This is a genomic window from Mycolicibacterium psychrotolerans, from assembly GCF_010729305.1.
Classification (GTDB): domain Bacteria; phylum Actinomycetota; class Actinomycetes; order Mycobacteriales; family Mycobacteriaceae; genus Mycobacterium; species Mycobacterium psychrotolerans.
Genome location: NZ_AP022574.1, coordinates 2,535,217 through 2,553,624, shown reverse-complemented (window position 1 = coordinate 2,553,624; position 18,408 = coordinate 2,535,217). Strand labels below are relative to the sequence as shown.

At 70.2% G+C, this 18,408-nt stretch carries 16 protein-coding genes and 1 pseudogene; 5 read left to right on the top strand and 12 right to left on the bottom strand.

The window, feature by feature from the left end; all coding sequences use genetic code 11:
* Window positions 1-17: 17 nt before the first annotated feature.
* Window positions 18-1,082 (top strand): annotated as a pseudogene (locus tag G6N45_RS12635) (acyltransferase family protein); the annotation flags it as partial.
* Here the strand turns inward: G6N45_RS12635 and rdgB are convergent.
* The 11 genes from rdgB to clpS form a co-directional block, all read right to left on the bottom strand.
* A complete protein-coding gene (rdgB, locus tag G6N45_RS12630) occupies window positions 1,079-1,687 on the bottom strand; it encodes an RdgB/HAM1 family non-canonical purine NTP pyrophosphatase (protein ID WP_163728310.1) in 609 nt (202 codons plus the stop codon). The pseudogene G6N45_RS12635 and the gene rdgB overlap by 4 nt on opposite strands.
* Window positions 1,684-2,466: a ribonuclease PH gene (gene rph / locus G6N45_RS12625; RefSeq protein WP_057147828.1), complete on the bottom strand. Its 783-nt coding sequence runs from the start codon at window positions 2,464-2,466 to the stop codon at window positions 1,684-1,686. Before rph ends, rdgB begins: the two co-directional genes overlap by 4 nt.
* A 111-nt stretch (window positions 2,467-2,577) precedes the next feature.
* On the bottom strand, window positions 2,578-3,351 hold the full coding sequence (locus G6N45_RS12620) for a cyclic nucleotide-degrading phosphodiesterase (RefSeq protein ID WP_163722633.1): 774 nt from the start codon (window positions 3,349-3,351) through the stop codon (window positions 2,578-2,580).
* A 58-nt stretch (window positions 3,352-3,409) separates the two neighbouring features.
* Entirely contained in the window at window positions 3,410-4,240 is an 831-nt protein-coding gene (murI, locus tag G6N45_RS12615) for a glutamate racemase (RefSeq protein ID WP_163722632.1), read from the bottom strand.
* On the bottom strand, window positions 4,237-4,926 hold the full coding sequence (locus tag G6N45_RS12610) for a rhomboid family intramembrane serine protease (RefSeq protein ID WP_179965315.1): 690 nt from the start codon (window positions 4,924-4,926) through the stop codon (window positions 4,237-4,239). Before G6N45_RS12610 ends, murI begins: the two co-directional genes overlap by 4 nt.
* Window positions 4,917-5,879 carry a PLP-dependent cysteine synthase family protein gene (locus tag G6N45_RS12605; RefSeq protein ID WP_163722630.1) on the bottom strand — a complete coding sequence of 321 codons (963 nt, stop codon included), beginning with the start codon at window positions 5,877-5,879 and terminating at the stop codon, window positions 4,917-4,919. Before G6N45_RS12605 ends, G6N45_RS12610 begins: the two co-directional genes overlap by 10 nt.
* Window positions 5,879-6,151 carry a MoaD/ThiS family protein gene (locus G6N45_RS12600; RefSeq protein ID WP_057147832.1) on the bottom strand — a complete coding sequence of 91 codons (273 nt, stop codon included), beginning with the start codon at window positions 6,149-6,151 and terminating at the stop codon, window positions 5,879-5,881. The genes G6N45_RS12605 and G6N45_RS12600 overlap by 1 nt, the downstream gene beginning before the upstream one ends.
* Before the next feature lie 19 nt (window positions 6,152-6,170).
* Complete coding sequence (locus G6N45_RS12595) at window positions 6,171-6,584, bottom strand: M67 family metallopeptidase (RefSeq protein ID WP_057147833.1); 414 nt, start codon at window positions 6,582-6,584, stop codon at window positions 6,171-6,173.
* Between the two features lie 16 nt (window positions 6,585-6,600).
* Window positions 6,601-7,623: a P1 family peptidase gene (locus tag G6N45_RS12590; RefSeq protein ID WP_163722629.1), complete on the bottom strand. Its 1,023-nt coding sequence runs from the start codon at window positions 7,621-7,623 to the stop codon at window positions 6,601-6,603.
* A complete protein-coding gene (gene aosR, locus G6N45_RS12585) occupies window positions 7,623-8,207 on the bottom strand; it encodes an oxidative stress transcriptional regulator AosR (RefSeq protein WP_057147835.1) in 585 nt (194 codons plus the stop codon). The genes G6N45_RS12590 and aosR overlap by 1 nt, the downstream gene beginning before the upstream one ends.
* Window positions 8,208-8,214: 7 nt before the next feature.
* The gene (gene clpS, locus G6N45_RS12580; RefSeq protein WP_048416333.1) at window positions 8,215-8,517 is read right to left on the bottom strand and encodes an ATP-dependent Clp protease adapter ClpS; all 303 of its coding nucleotides are present in this window, start codon (window positions 8,515-8,517) and stop codon (window positions 8,215-8,217) included.
* A gap of 53 nt (window positions 8,518-8,570) precedes the next feature.
* On the opposite strand from clpS, the gene G6N45_RS12575 reads away from it, so the two are divergent.
* From G6N45_RS12575 to G6N45_RS12565, 3 genes are all read left to right on the top strand, one after another.
* On the top strand, window positions 8,571-9,926 hold the full coding sequence (locus G6N45_RS12575) for a nicotinate phosphoribosyltransferase (protein WP_163722628.1): 1,356 nt from the start codon (window positions 8,571-8,573) through the stop codon (window positions 9,924-9,926).
* A 4-nt stretch (window positions 9,927-9,930) separates the two neighbouring features.
* Complete coding sequence (locus G6N45_RS12570; RefSeq protein WP_163722627.1) at window positions 9,931-11,922, top strand: ATP-dependent DNA helicase; 1,992 nt, start codon at window positions 9,931-9,933, stop codon at window positions 11,920-11,922.
* A 105-nt stretch (window positions 11,923-12,027) separates the two neighbouring features.
* Window positions 12,028-13,476 (top strand): neutral zinc metallopeptidase, encoded by a 1,449-nt coding sequence (locus G6N45_RS12565; protein ID WP_163722626.1) that lies wholly within the window; start codon window positions 12,028-12,030, stop codon window positions 13,474-13,476.
* Here the strand turns inward: G6N45_RS12565 and glgP are convergent, their stop codons facing one another.
* The gene (gene glgP / locus G6N45_RS12560; RefSeq protein WP_163722625.1) at window positions 13,477-16,116 is read right to left on the bottom strand and encodes an alpha-glucan family phosphorylase; all 2,640 of its coding nucleotides are present in this window, start codon (window positions 16,114-16,116) and stop codon (window positions 13,477-13,479) included. It abuts the gene before it with no gap.
* A 198-nt stretch (window positions 16,117-16,314) separates the two neighbouring features.
* On the opposite strand from glgP, the gene G6N45_RS12555 reads away from it, so the two are divergent.
* Window positions 16,315-18,405 carry an alpha-1,4-glucan--maltose-1-phosphate maltosyltransferase gene (locus G6N45_RS12555; RefSeq protein WP_163722624.1) on the top strand — a complete coding sequence of 697 codons (2,091 nt, stop codon included), beginning with the start codon at window positions 16,315-16,317 and terminating at the stop codon, window positions 18,403-18,405.
* The last annotated feature ends 3 nt before the right edge of the window (window positions 18,406-18,408 follow it).

Here is an 18,408-nt window from a genome sequence, read left to right as displayed (position 1 = left end):
CGACGAATAACCCGACCGTGTGGCGGGACCCCGCCCTCACCGGTCTGCGAGCGGTCGCCGCGCTGGCCGTCGTCGGCACCCATGCCGCGTTCGCGACCGGGTTTCTCACCCACGGCTACGTCGGCGCGTTGTCTGCTCGGCTCGACATCGGGGTCGCCGTCTTCTTCGTGCTGACCGGTTTCCTGCTCTTCCGCCCGTGGGTGCGCTCGGCCGCCGACGGCGCCCCTGCCCCGTCGGTCCGGCGATACAGCAGGCACCGGCTGCGCCGCATCCTGCCCGCCTACGTGATCGCCGTCGTCGCGGCGTTCGAGATCTACACCGTGTTCACCCCGGGCCCGAACCCCGGTCAGTCGCTGTACGGGCTGCTGCGCTACCTGACGTTCACCCAGATCTACACCGACGACTACCTCACCACGTTGCTGCACCCCGGCCTGTCCCAGATGTGGAGCATGGCCGTCGAGGTGTCGTTCTACCTCGCTCTGCCCGCGTTGGCCTTCGCGCTGCTGCGCCGGCGATGGCGGCCGGCGCGCATCCTTATCGGGCTCGCGGCGCTCGCCGCGGTGACGCCGGCATGGCTGGTCGCCGCCGAGACCACCGACGCGCTGCCGAGCTCCGCCGGCATGTGGCTGCCCGGTCACCTCGCCTGGTTCGCCGGCGGCATGGCGCTGGCGGTGCTGCAGACGCTCCGGGTGCGCTGTCGGGCGGTGGTCGCCGTGCCGGTCGCGGGCGCCCTCTATCTGATGGTGGCCACGTCGCTCGGCGGAGTGATCCTCGGCCCGGACCCGTGGTGGGTGCCTGCGGTGAAGGCGACGCTGTACGCGGTGATCGCGACCCTGGTCGTCGCACCCGCGGCGCTGGGCAGCCGCGATTCCTACACCCGCGTGCTGGCCAGCCGGCCCGTGGTGTGGCTCGGCGAGATCTCCTACGAGATCTTCCTCCTGCACGTGGTGGTGATGGCGCTGGCGATGCACCTTGTGCTGCGCTGGCCGCTGTTCACCGGATCGATGCCTGGACTGATCGCGGCCACCCTGGCGCTGACCGTGCCGGCGGCTTGGCTGCTGCACCGGGTGACGGCGCCTCAGAGCAGAGCACGCAGCGCGGGCAGCAGCGCGGCGAGCGCCCTGCCCCGATGCGAGGCCGCATCCTTCTCCTCGGGACCGAGTTCGGCCGCCGTCCGCTCCGACCCCGTGGGCAGGAACACCGGGTCGTAGCCGAAGCCGCCGTCGCCGCGCGGCGCGCGCACGATGCTGCCCGTCCACTCCCCGCGCACCACGACGGCGTCGTCGTCGGCGGGCCCGTGCACCAGAGCGCATGCGGAGACGAACGCCGCGCCGCGGCGCTCGTCGGGGACGTCGCCGAGCTGACCGAGCAGCAGTGCGGTGTTCGCGGCGTCGTCGCCGTGCCGGCCCGACCAGCGTGCGCTGAGCACCCCGGGCATCCCGTTGAGCGCCTCGACTTCCAGCCCGGAATCGTCGGCCACTGCGGGCAGGCCCGTCGCGGTGTACGCGTCACGGGCCTTGGCCAGCGCGTTCGCTTCGAAGGTCGCGCCGGTCTCGGGCGCCTCGTCGAACGGAGGGACATCGGCCAGTGACAGCAACGTCACCCCCGAGACCCCGGCAGCGTCGAGCACGCGGTGCAACTCGGCCAGCTTCTTCGGGTTGCGCGAGGCAACCAGTAACCGGATCAGCTGCCGAACGCCTTCTTGGCCGGCTCGCCGGACTCGGGCAACACGCCGGGATACGGGAGCTCGAGCGCGGCCCGCTGGATCTCGAAGAGCTGATCGCAGGCCGCCATCGCGGCGTCGAGCATCTTGTCCAGCGTCGAGCGCGGGAACGTGGCCCCCTCGCCGGTGCCCTGGATCTCGACGAGCGTGCCGGTGTCGGTGGCGACAACGTTCATGTCGACCTCGGCGCGCGAGTCCTCGGTGTAGGGCAGGTCGACGCGGATGCGGCCGTCGACGACACCGACGCTGACCGCGGCGATGGCGCAGGACAGCGGACGCGGATCCTTCAGCTTGCCTGCGGCCGCGAGGTAGGTGACCGCGTCGGCCAGCGCGACATAGGCGCCGGTGATGGCCGCGGTGCGGGTGCCACCGTCGGCCTGCAGGACGTCACAGTCGATCGCGATGGTGTTTTCTCCGAGAGCGGCGAGGTCGATACACGCGCGCAGTGAGCGGCCGACCAACCGGCTGATCTCCTGGGTGCGACCGCCGACCCGGCCCTTGACCGATTCCCGGTCGGAGCGTTCGTGCGTGGCGGCCGGCAGCATCGCGTACTCCGCGGTCAGCCAGCCCTGGCCGGAGCCCTTGCGCCAGCGCGGAACCCCTTCGGTGACGCTCGCCGCGCACATCACCCTCGTTTCGCCGAACTGGACGAGCACCGATCCCGCGGGATGGGTGGTGAAGCCGCGGGTGATGGTGACCGGGCGGAGTTCGTCGTCGAGCCGGCCGTCTTCTCGTCTGGACACGGGCCCAACCCTAACCGGTCGCCATGACAGCGCCGAGATCGACGCAATGGCGGAGGCTTCTCGCACTTCTCCGCCCGAATGTCGGGTTGGGCGACAAGGGAACGGGCGGAGTCAGGCGCGGGCGACGTCGAACGCCTCGTTGGACACCACCGCGTGCACGGGTCCGTCGAACTCGGCCTTGGCCTCGCTGATGACGTCCTCACGCGACGTCCACGGCGGGATGTGGGTCAGCAGGAGCTCCCGGACACCGGCGCGGGCGGCCGCGCGACCGGCCTCGGTGCCCGACAGGTGCAGGCGCGGCGGGCGTGCGGGATCGTGTGTCCAGGATGCCTCGCACAGGAACACGTCGGCGTCGCGGGCCAGGTCGATCAGCGCGTCGCAGTAGCCGGTGTCGCCGCTGTACACGAGCGTGGCACCCGACGGGTCGGTGATGCGCATGCCGTAGGACTCGGTGGGGTGACACACCAGCCGCGGCACGATGGTCAGCGCACCGATCTCGACGGGCTGATTGTCCACCCAGTGCCGGATGTCGAAGATGTCGCTGATGTCGTCGATCTCGCCGCCTTCGGGCGAGGACGCCGCGCCCAGGCGCGCCCAGGTGTTGGCGGGTCCGTACACCAGACCACGCTGCTGCGCGGGGCTCGGGTGATAGCGCCGCCAGACGAACAGGCCGGGCATATCGAGGCAGTGATCGGCGTGCAGATGCGAGAGCAACACGTGCACAGAGTTCGGGTCGGCGAAGCGCTGCAGCGCGCCGAGAACCCCTCCGCCGAAGTCGAGAACAAGCGGCGGAGCGTCGGGTGCGGTGATCAGGTAGCCGGACGCGGGCGAATCAGGTCCGACCACACTGCCGGAGCACCCCAGTACGGTGATTCGCACGCTCACTAGCTTGCCATGCCCGTGATCGCCATGGCGAAAACATCGCCGCTTTGCGCGACCAACGTCATGTTCGCGTGCCGGCGTGACGCTGCACCGGCCGGACCCCGTCCAGTGAGGGTCCGAGAAAACGCGCCGCCAGCCGGGTGAACGCCTCCGGATCGCCGGTGGCCTCGAACACCCTGCGCGGTGCCGGCGCGTCGTCGCCCGGATGCGCGCGCAGCAGGTCGCGTTCGGTCAGCACCCGCAGCAGGTCCTTTGCTGTCTCCTCGGCGCTCGACACCAGCGTGACGTCGTTGCCCATCGCCAGCTGGATGAGCCCGGACAGCATCGGGTAGTGCGTGCACCCGAGTACGAGCGTGTCGACCTCCGCGCGTTGCAGCGGCTCCAGGTACCCCTCGGCCAGCCCGAGCACCTGCCGCCCGCTGGTCACGCCGCGCTCGACGAAATCGACGAAACGGGGGCACGCGACCCCGAACACCTCGAGGTCGCGGGCGGCGGCGAAAGCGTCCTGATAGGCCCCGGACGCGATCGTCGCCTCGGTCCCGATCACGCCCACCCGGCCGTTGCGGGTCGTGCTGACCGCGCGGCGCACCGCGGGCAGGATGACCTCGACGACGGGAATCGGTGCGTACCGCTCGCGCGCATCGCGCAGGCAGGCCGACGACGCCGTGTTGCACGCGATCACCAGTGCCTTGATGCCCCGGTCGGCGAGATCGTCGCCGATGGCCAGCGCGTGCGCGCGGATCTCCGGCACGGTCAGCGGCCCGTACGGCCCGTTGCTGGTGTCGCCGACGTAGATGATCTCCTCGTCGGGCAGCTGGTCGATGACGGCCCGGGCGACGGTGAGGCCGCCGACACCGGAATCGAAGATGCCGATCGGCAGATGGGCGCTCATCGGGGCAGGTACGGCGGGGCCGCGTTGCGTCCGCCGGACGCCCGGGCCCGGCGTTCCGGACCGGAGAGCAGATACGCCGCGAGCACACCGGCTGCCGCGCCGCACAGATGTCCCTGCCACGACACACCGAACGTGCCAGGAAGGACGCCGAGCAGCACGCCGCCGTACACGAACAGCACGACGACGCCGACGACGATCTCCCACACCTTGCGCGTGAAGAACCCGAAGACGATGAGGAAGGTCAGCCATCCGAAGATCAGGCCGGAGGCCCCGATGTGGTTGGTCTCGCAGCGCACCCCGACATACGGGCACTGCGCGCCGACGTTGCCGATCAGCCAGGTGCCCAGCCCGCCCACGATCCAGATGATCGCGGTGGCGAACAGGAACCTCGACAGTCCCGCGAGGGTCATCAGGAAGCCGAGCACGAGCGCGGGAACGGTGTTGGCGATCAGGTGTTCCCAGTTCGAGTGCAGCATCGGCGCGAACAGGATGCCCGCCAGGCCGTCGGTCTCCAGCGGCCGAATGCCGTTCTGGTCCAGCCGGTGTCCGCTCAGCGAGTCGAAAAGCTCCACCACCCACAGCAATACGACGAACGACACGATGGTGAGCCCGCCGAGGACCCAGGCGGGGCGCTTGCGCGGCCCCGTGGCCGGCGAGGGATACCCACCGGCGCCCGTCATGCCCATAGTTGCCCTTCCAATGCGTCTTCCGCGTCGTCCAGGCTACCGGCGTACGCACCGGTCGACAGATACTTCCAGCCGGCGTCGCAGACGGTGAACGCGATGTCGGCGCGCTCGCCGGCCTTGACCGCCTTGGCGGCCATGCCCAGCGCCGCGTGCAGGATGGCCCCGGTGGAGATGCCGGCGAAGATCCCCTCGACCTGCACCAGCTCGCGCGTGCGCCGCACCGCGTCGTAGGAGCCGACCGCGAAGCGGGTGGTCAGCACCTCCGGGTCGTACAGCTCGGGGATGAAGCCCTCGTCGATGTTGCGCAGCGCGTACACACCCTCGCCGTACCGGGGTTCGGCGGCGACGATCTGCACGCCGGGCACGTGCTCGCGCAGGAACCGTCCGGTACCCATCAGCGTCCCGGTGGTGCCGAGGCCCGCGACGAAGTGCGTGATCTCGGGCAGATCGGCGAGCAGTTCGGGGCCGGTGCCCTCGTAGTGCGCGGCGGCATTGGCCGGATTCCCGTACTGGTAGAGCATCACCCACGAAGGGTTCTGCGCGGCGAGCTCTTTGGCGTGTGCGACCGCGGTGTTCGACCCGCCCTCGGCCGGCGAGTAGATGATCCGCGCCCCGTAGAGCTCGAGCAGCTGACGGCGCTCGATCGAGGTGTTCTCGGGCATCACGCAGACCATCTGGTAGCCCTTGAGCAGGGCCGCCATCGCCAGCGAGATGCCGGTGTTGCCGCTGGTCGGTTCCAGGATCGTGGTGCCCGGGTGAAGGCGACCCGCGCGCTCGGCCTCTTCGATCATCCGCAGCGCCGGCCGGTCCTTGATCGAGCCGGTCGGGTTGCGGTCCTCGAGCTTGGCCCAGAGCCGCACGTGGGGGTCACCATCCCAGGCAGGCGAAAGCCGTTGCAGACCCACCAGCGGCGTGCCGCCGAGTGCGTCGAGAAGCGAGTCGTACCGGGTCATCAGCCTCCTGCCACGGCGGGCAGGATCGTCACCGAGTCCCCTTCGGAGATCTCGGTGTCCAGACCTCCGGAGAACCGCACGTCCTCGTCGTTGACGTAGATGTTGACGAAGCGGTGCAGCTTGCCGTTATCGACCAGGCGCTCGGAGATCCCCGCGTAGTTGGCCTCCAGATCGGCGATCACGGCCTGCAGCGTGGCGCCGGAGGCGGACACGCGCTTCTCGCCGCCGGTGTGGGTACGCAGGATCGTCGGGATCGACACCTCAACGGCCATGGGCAGACTCCTCTTCTTCTCAGTACTGATCGACGACGGTGACTGGCTCTTCGGTGACGACGCCGTCCACGATGCGATAGCTGCGCAGCTCGTGGGTCTCGGGGTCGCGGGTCGACACCAGGACGTAGTGGGCGTCCGGCTCGGACGCATACGAGATGTCGGTGCGGCTCGGGTAGGCCTCGGTCGCGGTGTGCGAGTGGTAGATGACGACGGGCGCCTCGTCGGCCGCATCCAGGGCGCGCCAGACCTTCAGCTGCTCCCCCGAGTCGAACCGGTAGAACGTCGGCGACCGCTCGGCGTTGACCATCGCGATGAACCGCTCGGGGCGGTCGGACCCCTCCGGTCCGGCGATGATGCCGCACGCCTCGTCGGGGTGATCGGCCCGGGCATGGCTGACCATCGCCTCCACGAGGTCAGCACGAATCGTCAGCACCGGCGTCGGTTTCCTTTCACTCGAACGCTCCCGGCAACAGGCCACGGTATGTCGGTATTCCGGCGACCGTCTCGGCGGCCAGCATCGCGACGAGCACGGCGCTGGCCAGGGCGTCGGCCGCGGCCGCCCCGACGGCCGTCATCAACGGCACCTCCGGTGACATCGACGCCGGGAGGGTCGGGTCGGGATCCACCTCGACCGCGCCGGTGGCCAGCGCGAACACCGTGTCGCCGTCCAGCGGGGTGTGGCAGGGCCGGATCGTGCGGGCCAGTCCGTCCTGGGCGGCCACCGCCACCCGGCGGCAGGCCGCCTTGCTCAACGCGGCATCGGTCGCGACGACGGCGATCGTCGTGTTGAGCGGACCGAACTCGCGGTGCCGGTCGGCGTACGCGGCCACTTGGTCCGCGGGCGGGGCCACCAGACCGAAGTCCTCGATGTGGTGGGCCGACCAGGGCAGCCCGGTGCCGGGGTCGACGACGTCGCCTGCCGAGTTGACGACGACGAGGGCGCCGACGGTGACGCCGATGTCGAGCGTCACCGAGGCGGTGCCCACCCCGCCTTTGAGCACCCCGGCGCGCGCCCCGACACCGGCGCCGACAGTGCCGATCCCGGTGTCGCTGACCGCGGCGGCGGCGGCGCGGTACCCGAAGTCGGCGCTCGGCCGGCGCTGCCAGCCGCCCACCGGCAGGTCGAAGATCACCGCGGCGGGCACGATCGGCACCACACCGCCGTCCATCGCCACGCCGCGCTCCTGCTCCTCGAGCCAGGTCATCACACCGTCGGCCGCGGCAAGCCCGAACGCACTGCCGCCGGTGAGCACGACGGCGTCGACGTGGCGCACCGAGTTCCCGGGGTCGAGCAGGTCGGTCTCACGGGTGCCGGGCGCTCCCCCGCGGCCGTCGACCCCGCCGACGGTTCCCGGCGGGGTGAGCACCACCGTCGTCCCGGTGGCCCAGCCGGACCCCAGCGCCGCGTCGGGGTCGAGCACGTGGTGGTGGCCCACCCGGATGCCGCCGACGTCGGTGATGGCACCGGCCATCAGCGCGCCCCGCCCATCAGGCTGACGACCAGGTACTCCTGCAGCACCGTCAGCCACTGGTACACGTCGAGATGGCCGGCCATCGGATGCTCGTGCGGTAGCCGGTCGGGTCCGTCGGGCCCGATCTCGAGCATCGTGCCCAGCGCAAGGCGCACGTCGTTGACGGCCGACACCCACGCCTGCGCATCGTCCTCGGACAGCTCGAACTTGCCTCCGGCGGGCGGCACCGTCGCCAGCAGGCGTTGTGCAGCCGTGCGTTTGGCGTCGATGATCTCGGGTTCGTGCAGACTGCGCAGGGCGCTGTTCAGGCTCTCGGCCGGACCCGAACCCGCGGGATGGTCGGTCGCCGGACGGTAGAAGTCCGGCAGTAGCCGCTTCATCGTATCGTCTTGCGGCGGAACCGAATTGCCGGTACGGATACCGGTGATCTCGGCGAGTTCGTCGACGGGAGCCGACGATTCGCGATCGTCGAGCATGCCCAACAGCGACGACACCAGGCTGGAGAGCAGGTCGGCCTCGTGGGCGGCCAGAGCCGACCGGAACCGGGGGCCGTCGCCGCCTTCGACCCGCTTCCATTTACGCACAGCGAATTCAGCGGTCCTGTTGCAGCGTCGCCCACAGCCCCGCGGCGTGGAGCTTGGACACGTCGACTTCCATGGACTCCCGGCTGCCCGCCGAGACCACCGCCTTGCCCTCGTTGTGCACCTGCAGCATCAACTTGGTCGCGTGCGGCTCGCTGTATCCGAAGAGCTTCTGGAAGACGTAGGTCACATAGGTCATCAGGTTCACCGGGTCGTCCCACACGATGGTGATCCAGGGGGTGTCGGCCGCGACGTCGGAGTCCACGTCGCGTTCTTCGCGGGTTTCCGGTCGTGCCTTCGCCGGCGTCACCATGCCGGCAAGAATACCGGGGTCATCCACGGGCTCCGAACCGATACGGTTGGGCCGTGACTTCGCCGCTCCCGGGTACGGCCCACGCCTCGCCCCTGTCTTCGGTGGCGCTGCTGACCGACAAGTACGAACTGACGATGCTCGCCGCGGCGCTGCGCGACGGCACCGCCCACCGGCAGACCACCTTCGAGGTGTTCGCCCGCCGGCTGCCCGACGGCAGGCGCTTCGGGGTGACGGGGGGCACCGGGCGCTTGTTGGAAGCGTTGCCGGACTTCAGGTTCGACAGCGACGAACTGGCCGCGCTGTCGGACTTCCTCGACGACGACACGCTGGCCTATCTGGCCGACTACCGGTTCACCGGCGACATCGACGGCTACCCCGAGGGCGAGTTGTACTTCCCGGGCTCCCCGGTGCTCTCGGTGCACGGCACATTCGGGCAATGCGTGCTGCTCGAAACGCTGGCGCTGTCGATCTTCAACCACGACACCGCGATCGCCTCGGCGGCGGCCCGCATGGTCAGCGCCGCCGAGGGCCGTCCGCTGATCGAGATGGGTTCGCGCCGCACCCACGAGTACGCCGCGGTCGCCGCGTCGCGGGCGGCCTACCTCGCGGGCTTCACCGGCTCGTCGAACCTCGAGGCCGAGCGCCGCTACGGCGTTCCCGCGCTGGGCACCAGCGCGCATGCGTTCACGTTGCTGCACACCATTGCCGGCCAGACCGCCACCGACGGCGAGAAGGCGGCGTTCCGGGCCCAGGTGGACGCGCTGGGCGTCGACACCACGCTGCTGGTCGACACCTACGACATCACCGCCGGGGTCGCCAACGCGATCGACGTCGCCGGACCCGGCCTGGGGGCGGTGCGGATCGACTCGGGCGACCTCGGCGTGCTGGCCCGGCAGGTCCGCGACCAGCTCGACGGTCTGGGCGCCACCGGTACCAAGATCGTCGTGTCCGGCGATCTCGACGAGTTCGCGATCGCCGCCCTGCGGGCCGAACCGGTCGACCTGTACGGCGTAGGAACCTCCGTGGTCACCGGCTCGGGGGCGCCGACCGCGAGCATGGTCTACAAGCTCGTCGAGGTGGACGGTCTCCCGGTGGAGAAGCGCAGCAGCCACAAGGAGTCTCACGGGGGGCGCAAGCAGGCCGTCCGGCTCGCCAAGGAGTCGGGCACCATCGTCGAGGAGATCGTCCACCCCGCCGGCCGGGCGCCCGAGATCCCGCAGGACCTCGTCAGCCGTCCGGTGACCGTGCCCATGATGCGCGACGGGCGACCCGTCGCCGACTTGAGCCTCGACGCCGCCCGTGAACGTGTCCAGCAGGGTCTGCTCAGCCTGCCCTGGGACGGCCTGAAGCTCTCGAAGGGCGATCCGGCGGTGCCGACCCGGATGATCACTCCCCGCCGCGGGCGGTAGCCGGGTGAGCACCCGGCCGGGCGAGGTCACCGATCTGCTCGCCACCGCAGTCGCCGCCCTCGGCGGCACCGGCCGCGCCGGTCAGGTCGCGATGGCCGAGGCCGTCGCGGCGGCGTTCTCGAGCGGCGAGCATCTCGCCGTGCAGGCCGGGACGGGCACCGGCAAGTCACTGGCCTATCTGGTCCCGGCGATCGCCCACGCGGTGGCCGACGAGCGGCCCGTCGTCGTGTCGACCGCCACCATCGCGCTGCAACGTCAGCTCGTCGATCGGGACCTGCCGCGGCTGGCCGACTCGCTGACCCCGCACCTGCCCCGCAAACCCACGTTCGCTCTCCTCAAGGGCCGCGGAAACTATCTGTGCCTGAACAAGATTCACAACGGAGCCGGCGAATCCTCGGACGACCGGCCCCAGGAGCAGCTGTTCGCGCCCGCTGCCTCCAGCGCGCTGGGTCGCGACGTGGTCCGGCTCACCGAGTGGTCGTCGGAAACGCAGACCGGTGACCGCGACGAGCTGGCGCCAGGAGTGCCCGACCGGTCCTGGTCGCAGGTCAGCGTGTCGGCACGCGAGTGCATCGGCGTCTCCCGGTGCCCGTTCGGCACCGACTGCTTCGCCGAGCGGGCACGCGACCGCGCCGCCGACGCCGACGTGGTGGTCACCAACCATGCGCTGCTGGCCATCGACGCCATCGGTGAGGCCAACGTGCTGCCCGAACACGACCTGCTGATCGTCGACGAAGCCCACGAACTGGTGGACCGGGTGACCGGGGTGGCGACCGCGGAACTGTCGGCCGCGTCGCTGGGCGTGGCGCAGCGACGCGCGGCCCGCGTCGTCGAGCCCGAGCTCGCGCAGCGGTTCGAGGCGGCCGCCGCGACGTTCACCTCCGCGATCTTCGACGCGCGGCCGGGCCGCATCGACGTGCTCGACGACGAGCTGGGCAGCTATCTGAGCGTGCTGCGCGACAGCGCGAGCCGGGCGCGCAGCGCGGTCGAGACCGCGCCGAGCGATCCGAAGACGGCTTCGGCGCGGGCGGAGGCCGCGACGGCGCTCGGCGATGTCGCCGACACCGCAGCCCGGGTCCTGGCGTCGTTCGTCCCCGCGATCCCCGACCGCACCGACGTCGTCTGGCTGGAGCACACCGACGACGGCCGCTCCGGCAGCCGCACGGTGCTGCGGGTCGCCCCGCTCTCGGTGTCCGGGCTGCTGCGCACCCGGCTGTTCGGCCACACCACCGCGGTGCTGACCTCGGCGACGCTGACCGTCGGAGGCGACTTCGACGCGATGGCGTCGGCCTGGGGGCTCACCGGCGAGCCGGAGGCGACCATCCGCTGGCGCGGCCTGGACGTCGGCTCCCCGTTCGACCACGCCCGCGCCGCGATCCTCTACGTCGCCGCGCATCTGCCCCCGCCCGGGCGGGACGGCACCGGATCGGCCGAGCAGCTCGACGAGATCGCCGCGCTGATCACCGCGGCCGGCGGGCGCACGCTGGGCCTGTTCTCCTCGATGCGCGCGGCCAAAGCCACCGCAGAGATCATGCGAGAACGGCTCGACACGCCCGTGCTGTGCCAGGGCGACGACAACACCGCCGCGCTGGTGGCACGCTTCGCCGAGGACGCGTCGACGTCGCTGTTCGGCACCCTGTCCCTGTGGCAGGGCGTCGACGTGCCCGGCCCCTCGCTGTCGCTGGTGCTGATCGACCGGATCCCGTTTCCCCGTCCCGACGACCCGTTGCTGACCGCGCGGCAACGCGCGGTCGCCGCGCGGGGTGGCAACGGTTTCATGGCGGTGGCGGCCAGTCACGCCGCGCTGCTGCTGGCCCAGGGCACCGGCAGGCTGCTGCGCCGCGTCGACGACCGCGGGGTGGTGGCGGTGCTGGACTCGCGGATGGCCACCGCCCGCTACAGCGGGTTCCTGCGGTCCTCGCTGCCGCCGTTCTGGGCGACCACCGACGGGGACGCCGTCCGCGCCGCGCTGCGGCGCCTGTGTGCGCCGCGCTGACGGGCCGAGGTTCCTCGTCTGCCCGGCACAGTGGGCACCGGATCACTATTGTCGACACCGCACATGTGCGGTGTCGAGCCGCGGAATGACCCGAAAGGCGGCGACATGGGTCCGTCGACCAGTCCCAGGCGGGTGCTGGGGGTGACGATCGGGGTGTGCTCACTGCTGATCGTCGCCGCATGCTCGACGACGTTGCAGGGCAACGCCGTATCGGTGTTCGACGACCCGTTCTCCGTCGCAGGCATGCCCGCCACGGACGGTCCGACCGGACTGCGGCCGGGCGCCGAGGGCCCGAGCCGCGAGGTCGACGGCGGCGACGGCGGCGACATCGACAACCTCGCGGCGAGCGCGGTCAGCGACGTCGAGCAGTACTGGGAGACCGCATATCCGGAGACGTTCGACGACGGGTTCACTCCCGCCAAGGCCCTGATCTCCTGGGATGCGAACGACTTCGGCGGCACATTCTGTGACGAGGACACCTACGGGCTGGTCAACGCCGCCTACTGCTACCCCGACAAGACCATCGGCTGGGACCGCGGGGAGCTTCTGCCCGGCTTGCGCAGGGCTCACGGCGACATCGGCGTGGCCATGGTGTTGGCCCACGAATACGGTCACGCGGTGTCGCGCGCGGCCGGGCTGTCCAATGACAACACGCCGACGCTCGTGGCCGAGCAGCAGGCCGACTGCTTCGGCGGCGCCTACATGCGCTGGGTGGCCGAGGACAACTCCCAGCGGTTCTCTCTGAGCACGGGCGACGGCCTGAACAACGTGCTGGCCGGCGTGATCTCGTTCCGCGATCCGGTGCTGCAGGAGGGCGACCCCGATGTCGGTTACGACGAGCACGGCTCGGCGTTCGAACGGATCTCGGCGTTCCAGTTCGGCTTCACCGACGGCCCGGCGGCGTGCGCCGGCATCGACCTGCGCGAGATCGGTCAGCGCCGCGGCGACCTGCCGGTGTTGCTGCCCGAGGACCAGACCGGGGAGCTCGAGGTCACCGAGGAGTCGGTGCGCTCGATCGTCGACGCGATGGGCATCCTGTTCTCGCCTGCGGATCCGCCGGCGCTGAGCTTCGAGGCCGAGGCCGCGGACAGCTGTGCCGACGCCCGGCCCAGCCCGCCCGCGTCGTACTGTCCGGCCACCAACACCATCGTCGTCGACCTGCCCGCGCTGCAGGAGCTCGGGGCCCAGGACGACAACGGCGGCCTGGCCGCCGGCGACAACGTCGCCTACTCGGTGCTGGTGTCGCGCTACATGCAGGCCATTCAGCACGCGCACGGCGGGGTGGCGCTCGACAACGCCGAGGCCGCCCTGCGCACCGCATGCCTCACCGGGGTGGCGACGGTCAAGATGTCCAAACAGGTCACCACGCCGGACGGCGAAACGATCGCGCTGACCGCGGGCGACGTCGACGAGGCGGTGTCGGGGATGCTGACCAACGGGCTGGCGGCCAGCGACGTCAACGGCGAATCGGTGCCGTCGGGGTTCTCCCGCATCGACGCCTTCCGCGTCGGCGTCCTCGGCGACACGGAGCGCTGCTTCAAACGCTTCCGCTGATCACCCGGCGAGCGCGACCAGCCCCCACTCGTTGTCGCCGGCCAGCAGCCGGTGGTGCGGCAGCACCCGGACGGTGTAGCCGACGGGACCGGTGACCGGCAGCGGTGTGCTGGCGGTGAAGACGTCCTGCCCGCCCTCGGCGGCGCCGACGTGCGTCATCGGCACCGTCACCGGATCGACCAGCGCGTCGCCGGCGTCGACGCGGCCGAGCACCGCCTGCACCGTCACCTCGTCGGGCCGCAACCCCTCGAGACACACCCGCGCGGTCAGGGTCAGCTCCGAACCCAGCAGCGGAGTGTCGGGCAGACCGGAGCTGTCGACCTCGAGGATCCGGATCTGCGGCCACACCTTCTCGACCCGTTGCCGATACTCCGCCAGTTCCCGCGCTGCGCCGAACGCCGTGTCGTACTCGGCGGCTCCGGAGGAGCCCGGCTCGATCGACTGCCGCAGCGCCCGCGCCGCGGGCAGATAGTAGGTCTGCGTGTAGTCGCGCACCATCCTCGAGGCCAGCACCTTGGGGCCCAGCACCTGCAGGGTGTGGCGCACCATCTCCACCCAGCGGGTGGGCACTCCCCGCTCGTCGCGGTCGTAGAACTTCGGTGCGACCGCACGCTCGAGCAGGTCGTAGAGCGCGGCGGCCTCCAGGTCGTCGCGGCGGTTCTCGTCGGCCAGCCCGTCGGCGGTCGGGATCTCCCACCCGTTCTCGCCGTCGAACCACTCGTCCCACCACCCGTCGCGGATCGACAGGTTAAGCCCACCGTTGAGCGCGCTCTTCATCCCCGAGGTGCCGCAGGCTTCCAGCGGGCGCAACGGGTTGTTCAGCCACACGTCGCACCCGTGATACAGCGTGCGGGCCATCGACATGTCGTAGTCGGGCAGGAACGCGATGCGATGCCGGACCTCGGCGCGGTCGGCGAAGCGGACCACCTGCTGGATCAGTGCCTTGCCGCCCTCGTCGGCGGGATGCGACTTGCCCGCCACGATCAGCTGCACGGGACGCTCCTTGTCGAGGAGCAGCTTGGTCAACCGTTCCGGATCACGCAGCATCAACGTCAACCGCTTGTACGTCGGCACGCGGCGGGCGAACCCGATGGTGAGCACGTTGGGGTCGAAAGCCGTTGGGATCCAGCCCAGTTCGGCTTCAGCGGCGCCGCGTTCGAGCCACGAGCGGCGCAACCGGTCGCGGACGTCGTGCACCAGCGCCTCGCGCAGCTGCGAGCGGATCCACCACAGATGCCCGGGGTCGACCTCGTGCAGCCGCTCCCACGTCTCGGGCTCCTGCAGGGAGCTCAGGTCCTCACTGCCGATCAACTCGCGGCCCAGTTCCAGCCACTGCGGGGCGGCCCAGGTGGGTGCGTGCACACCGTTGGTGATCGAGCCGATGGGCACTTCGGCCGGGTCGAAGCCCGGCCACAGGTCGTTGAACATCTCCCGGCTGACGCGGCCGTGCAGCAGCGACACCCCGTTGGCGCGCTGGGCGAGGCGCAGCCCCATGTGCGCCATGTTGAACTTCGTCGCGTCGTCCTCGGCGCCGAACGCGAGGATGCGCTCCAACGGCACCCCCGGCAGCAGCCGGGACCCCACCCCGCCCGGGTCCGGCCCGAAATAGCGCTCCACCATCTCGACCGGGAACCGGTCGATGCCCGCAGGCACCGGCGTGTGGGTGGTGAACACCGTCGAGGATCGGACCACCGTCAGCGCGGTGTCGAAGTCGAATCCGGCCTCGATGAGCTCGCGGATGCGTTCGGTCCCCAGGAAACCTGCGTGTCCCTCGTTCATGTGAAAGACCTCGGGCGCGGGCAGTCCCTCGATCTCGGTGAAGGCGCGAATCGCGCGGACACCGCCGATGCCGGCGAGGATCTCCTGTTTGATGCGGTGATCCTGATCTCCGCCGTACAGTCGGTCGGTCACCGACCGCAGGTCGTGATCGTTCTCGGGGATGTCGGAATCCAAGAGCAGCAACGGGATTCGCCCGACCTGGGCGATCCAGATCCGTGCCGACAGCTGCGCGCCGTCCGGCAGTGCGAGGCTGATCAGCACCGCCTCGCCCGAGGCGTCGGTGAGCAGACGCAACGGAAGACCCTGGGCGTCGAGCGAGGGATAGTTCTCGTGCTGCCATCCATCCGCGCTCAGGGACTGCCGGAAGTAGCCGGACCGGTAGTACAGGCCGACCGCGATCAGCGGCAGGCCCAGATCCGAGGCCGACTTCAGGTGGTCGCCGGCGAGGATGCCCAGGCCTCCGGAGTAGTTGGGCAGCACCTCGGCCACGCCGAACTCCATCGAGAAGTACGCGATGCCGTTGGGCAGCACCGGGTCCTTGCCGCCCTCGCCGCCCTCAGCACCGAGCTGCTGATACCAGAGGGAACGGGTCAGGTAATTGTCCAGATCCGCGGCGAGCGCCTCCAGCCGGTCAACGAACGATTCGTCGTCGGCGAGCGCCTCGAGCCGCGCGGGGCTCACCTGTCCCATGATGGCCACCGGGTCCGCGTCGACGAGTTTCCACAGCTGCGGGTCGATGGATTCGAACAGATCCTGGGTCGGTTTGTCCCACGACCACCGCAGATTGACGGACAGCCGCTCGAGCGCGGCCAGACGCTGCGGAAGGTGAGCGCGGACGGTGAACCGACGGAGAGCTTTCACGCGTGCTCACCTTACTGCTGTGCGGCCGCGTCGTGGGCGGCGCTTCGGTGACTTCCGATGCCGCCCGGTTGGTTGAGGCTGACACTACGGTGGGTATAGGCCGCGACGAGGTTGCACAACCGAGTTGTGAACGAGACCGACAACGACGACGGGCGGCAACCGCCGCATGTCCAGTGCGAAGGGTTAGGGAGTTCTCACGTGACCACCGGTCGGATCGAAATCGACGACGTCCAGCCCGTGGTGTCCGGAGGGCGGTTCCCCGCCAAGGCGGTGGTCGGCGAGGTGGTTCCGGTGACCGCGACCGTATGGCGGGAGGGCCACGATGCGGTCGCGGCCACGTTGGTCGTCCGCTATCACGGCACCACGTATCCGGCCTTGGCCGACGAGCCGCCCGGCCGGGTCCGCACGACCGAGGCCGTGCCGATCCAAGAGGTCGTGAGCCCCAGCCAGCGGATCCGGCCGATGGCGCTGCCCATGGCCACGGGACGTACCCCCGATGTGTTCCACGGCCAGTTCTCCCCCGACACCGTCGGCCTGTGGACCTACCGCGTCGACGGCTGGAGCGACCCCATCGCAACGTGGCGCCATCACGTGATCGCCAAACTCGACGCGGGCCAGAGTGAAGGCGAGCTGTCGAACGACCTGCTGGTGGGGGCAAAACTGCTGGAGCGGGCGTCGGCGGGGGTGCCCCGCCAGGACCGCTACCCGCTGATCGAGGCCGCCGAGCGGCTGCGAACCCCTGGCGATCCGTTCTATCGGGCAGGGGCGGCGCTGTCGCCCGAGGTCACCGAACTGGTCGACCAGTATCCGCTGCGGGAACTGATCACCCGCGGCGAGGTGTACGGCATCTGGGTGGACCGGCCGCTGGCACGGTTCAGCTCCTGGTACGAGTTCTTCCCCCGCTCCACCGGAGGCTGGGACAGCTCCGGCAACCCGGTGCACGGAACGTTCGCGACAGCCACCAAGGCGCTGCCGCGCATCGGGCGGATGGGCTTCGACATCGCGTACCTGCCGCCCATCCACCCGATCGGCAAGGTGCACCGCAAGGGCCGCAACAACAGCGTCACCGCAGGCCCGCACGACGTCGGCTCGCCATGGGCGATCGGCAGCGACGAGGGCGGCCACGACGCCGTCCACCCCGACCTGGGCACGATCGACGACTTCGACGAGTTCGTCGCGGCCGCCCGGGACGAAGGCCTCGAAGTCGCGCTCGACCTGGCGCTGCAGTGCGCCCCCGACCACCCCTGGGCAAAGGCCCACCCCGAGTGGTTCACCGTGCTGCCGGACGGCACGATCGCCTACGCGGAGAATCCGCCGAAGAAGTACCAGGACATCTACCCGCTCAACTTCGACAACGACCCGGCGGGACTGTACGAAGAGGTGCTGCGCGTCGTCCGCTTCTGGATTTCCCACGGGGTCAAGGTGTTTCGGGTCGACAACCCGCACACCAAACCACCGAACTTCTGGGCCTGGCTGATCGGCGAGGCCAAGAACACCGATCCGGACGTTTTGTTCCTCTCCGAGGCGTTCACCCGGCCGGCCCGGCTGTTCGGGCTCGCCAAGCTCGGCTTCACGCAGTCCTACACGTACTTCACCTGGCGCACCGCCAAATGGGAGATCACCGAGTTCGGCCGCCAGATCGCCGAACACGCCGACTACGCCCGGCAGAGCCTGTGGCCCAACACTCCCGACATCCTGCACGAGAGCCTTCAGCACGGCGGGCCCGGCATGTTCGCGATCCGTGCGGCACTGGCCGCGACGCTGAGCCCGACGTGGGGGGTGTACTCCGGCTTCGAGCTGTTCGAACACCGTGCGGTACGGGAGGGCACCGAGGAGTATCTGAACTCCGAGAAATACGAACTGCGCCCGCGCGACTTCGACGCCGCACTGGCGGACGGCGAATCCCTCGAGCCCTTCCTGACCCGTCTGAACGAGATCCGCCGGCTGCATCCGGCGCTGCAACAGATGCGGACGATCACGTTCCACCACGTCGACAACGACGCGCTGCTCGCCTACAGCAAGTTCGACCCGATCTCCGGCGACCAGGTGCTCGTCGTGGTGACCCTCAACCCGTTCGGGGCCGAAGAGGGCACGGTGTGGTTGGACATGGCCGCAGTGGGAATGGACCAGCAAGAGCGTTTCTGGGTGCGCGACGAGATCACCGGAGAGGAATACCAGTGGGGGCAGGGCAACTACGTGCGCCTCGAGCCCGCCCGTGCGGTGGCGCACGTGCTCAACATGCCCCAGATCCCGGCCGACCAACGAATGAACCTACTGCGTAGGGAGTGACGA

Bases quoted from the DNA above. Each gene is read 5' to 3' on its own strand.
- murI (WP_163722632.1), bottom strand. From the start codon at position 4,240: ATGAGCGCCCATCTGCCGATCGGCATCTTCGATTCCGGTGTCGGCGGC.
- clpS (WP_048416333.1), bottom strand. From the start codon at position 8,517: ATGGTGACGCCGGCGAAGGCACGACCGGAAACCCGCGAAGAACGCGAC.
- G6N45_RS12610 (WP_179965315.1), bottom strand. From the start codon at position 4,926: ATGGGCATGACGGGCGCCGGTGGGTATCCCTCGCCGGCCACGGGGCCG.
- G6N45_RS12590 (WP_163722629.1), bottom strand. From the start codon at position 7,623: ATGGCCGGTGCCATCACCGACGTCGGCGGCATCCGGGTGGGCCACCAC.
- G6N45_RS12605 (WP_163722630.1), bottom strand. From the start codon at position 5,879: ATGACCCGGTACGACTCGCTTCTCGACGCACTCGGCGGCACGCCGCTG.
- G6N45_RS12565 (WP_163722626.1), top strand. From the start codon at position 12,028: ATGGGTCCGTCGACCAGTCCCAGGCGGGTGCTGGGGGTGACGATCGGG.
- G6N45_RS12600 (WP_057147832.1), bottom strand. From the start codon at position 6,151: ATGGCCGTTGAGGTGTCGATCCCGACGATCCTGCGTACCCACACCGGC.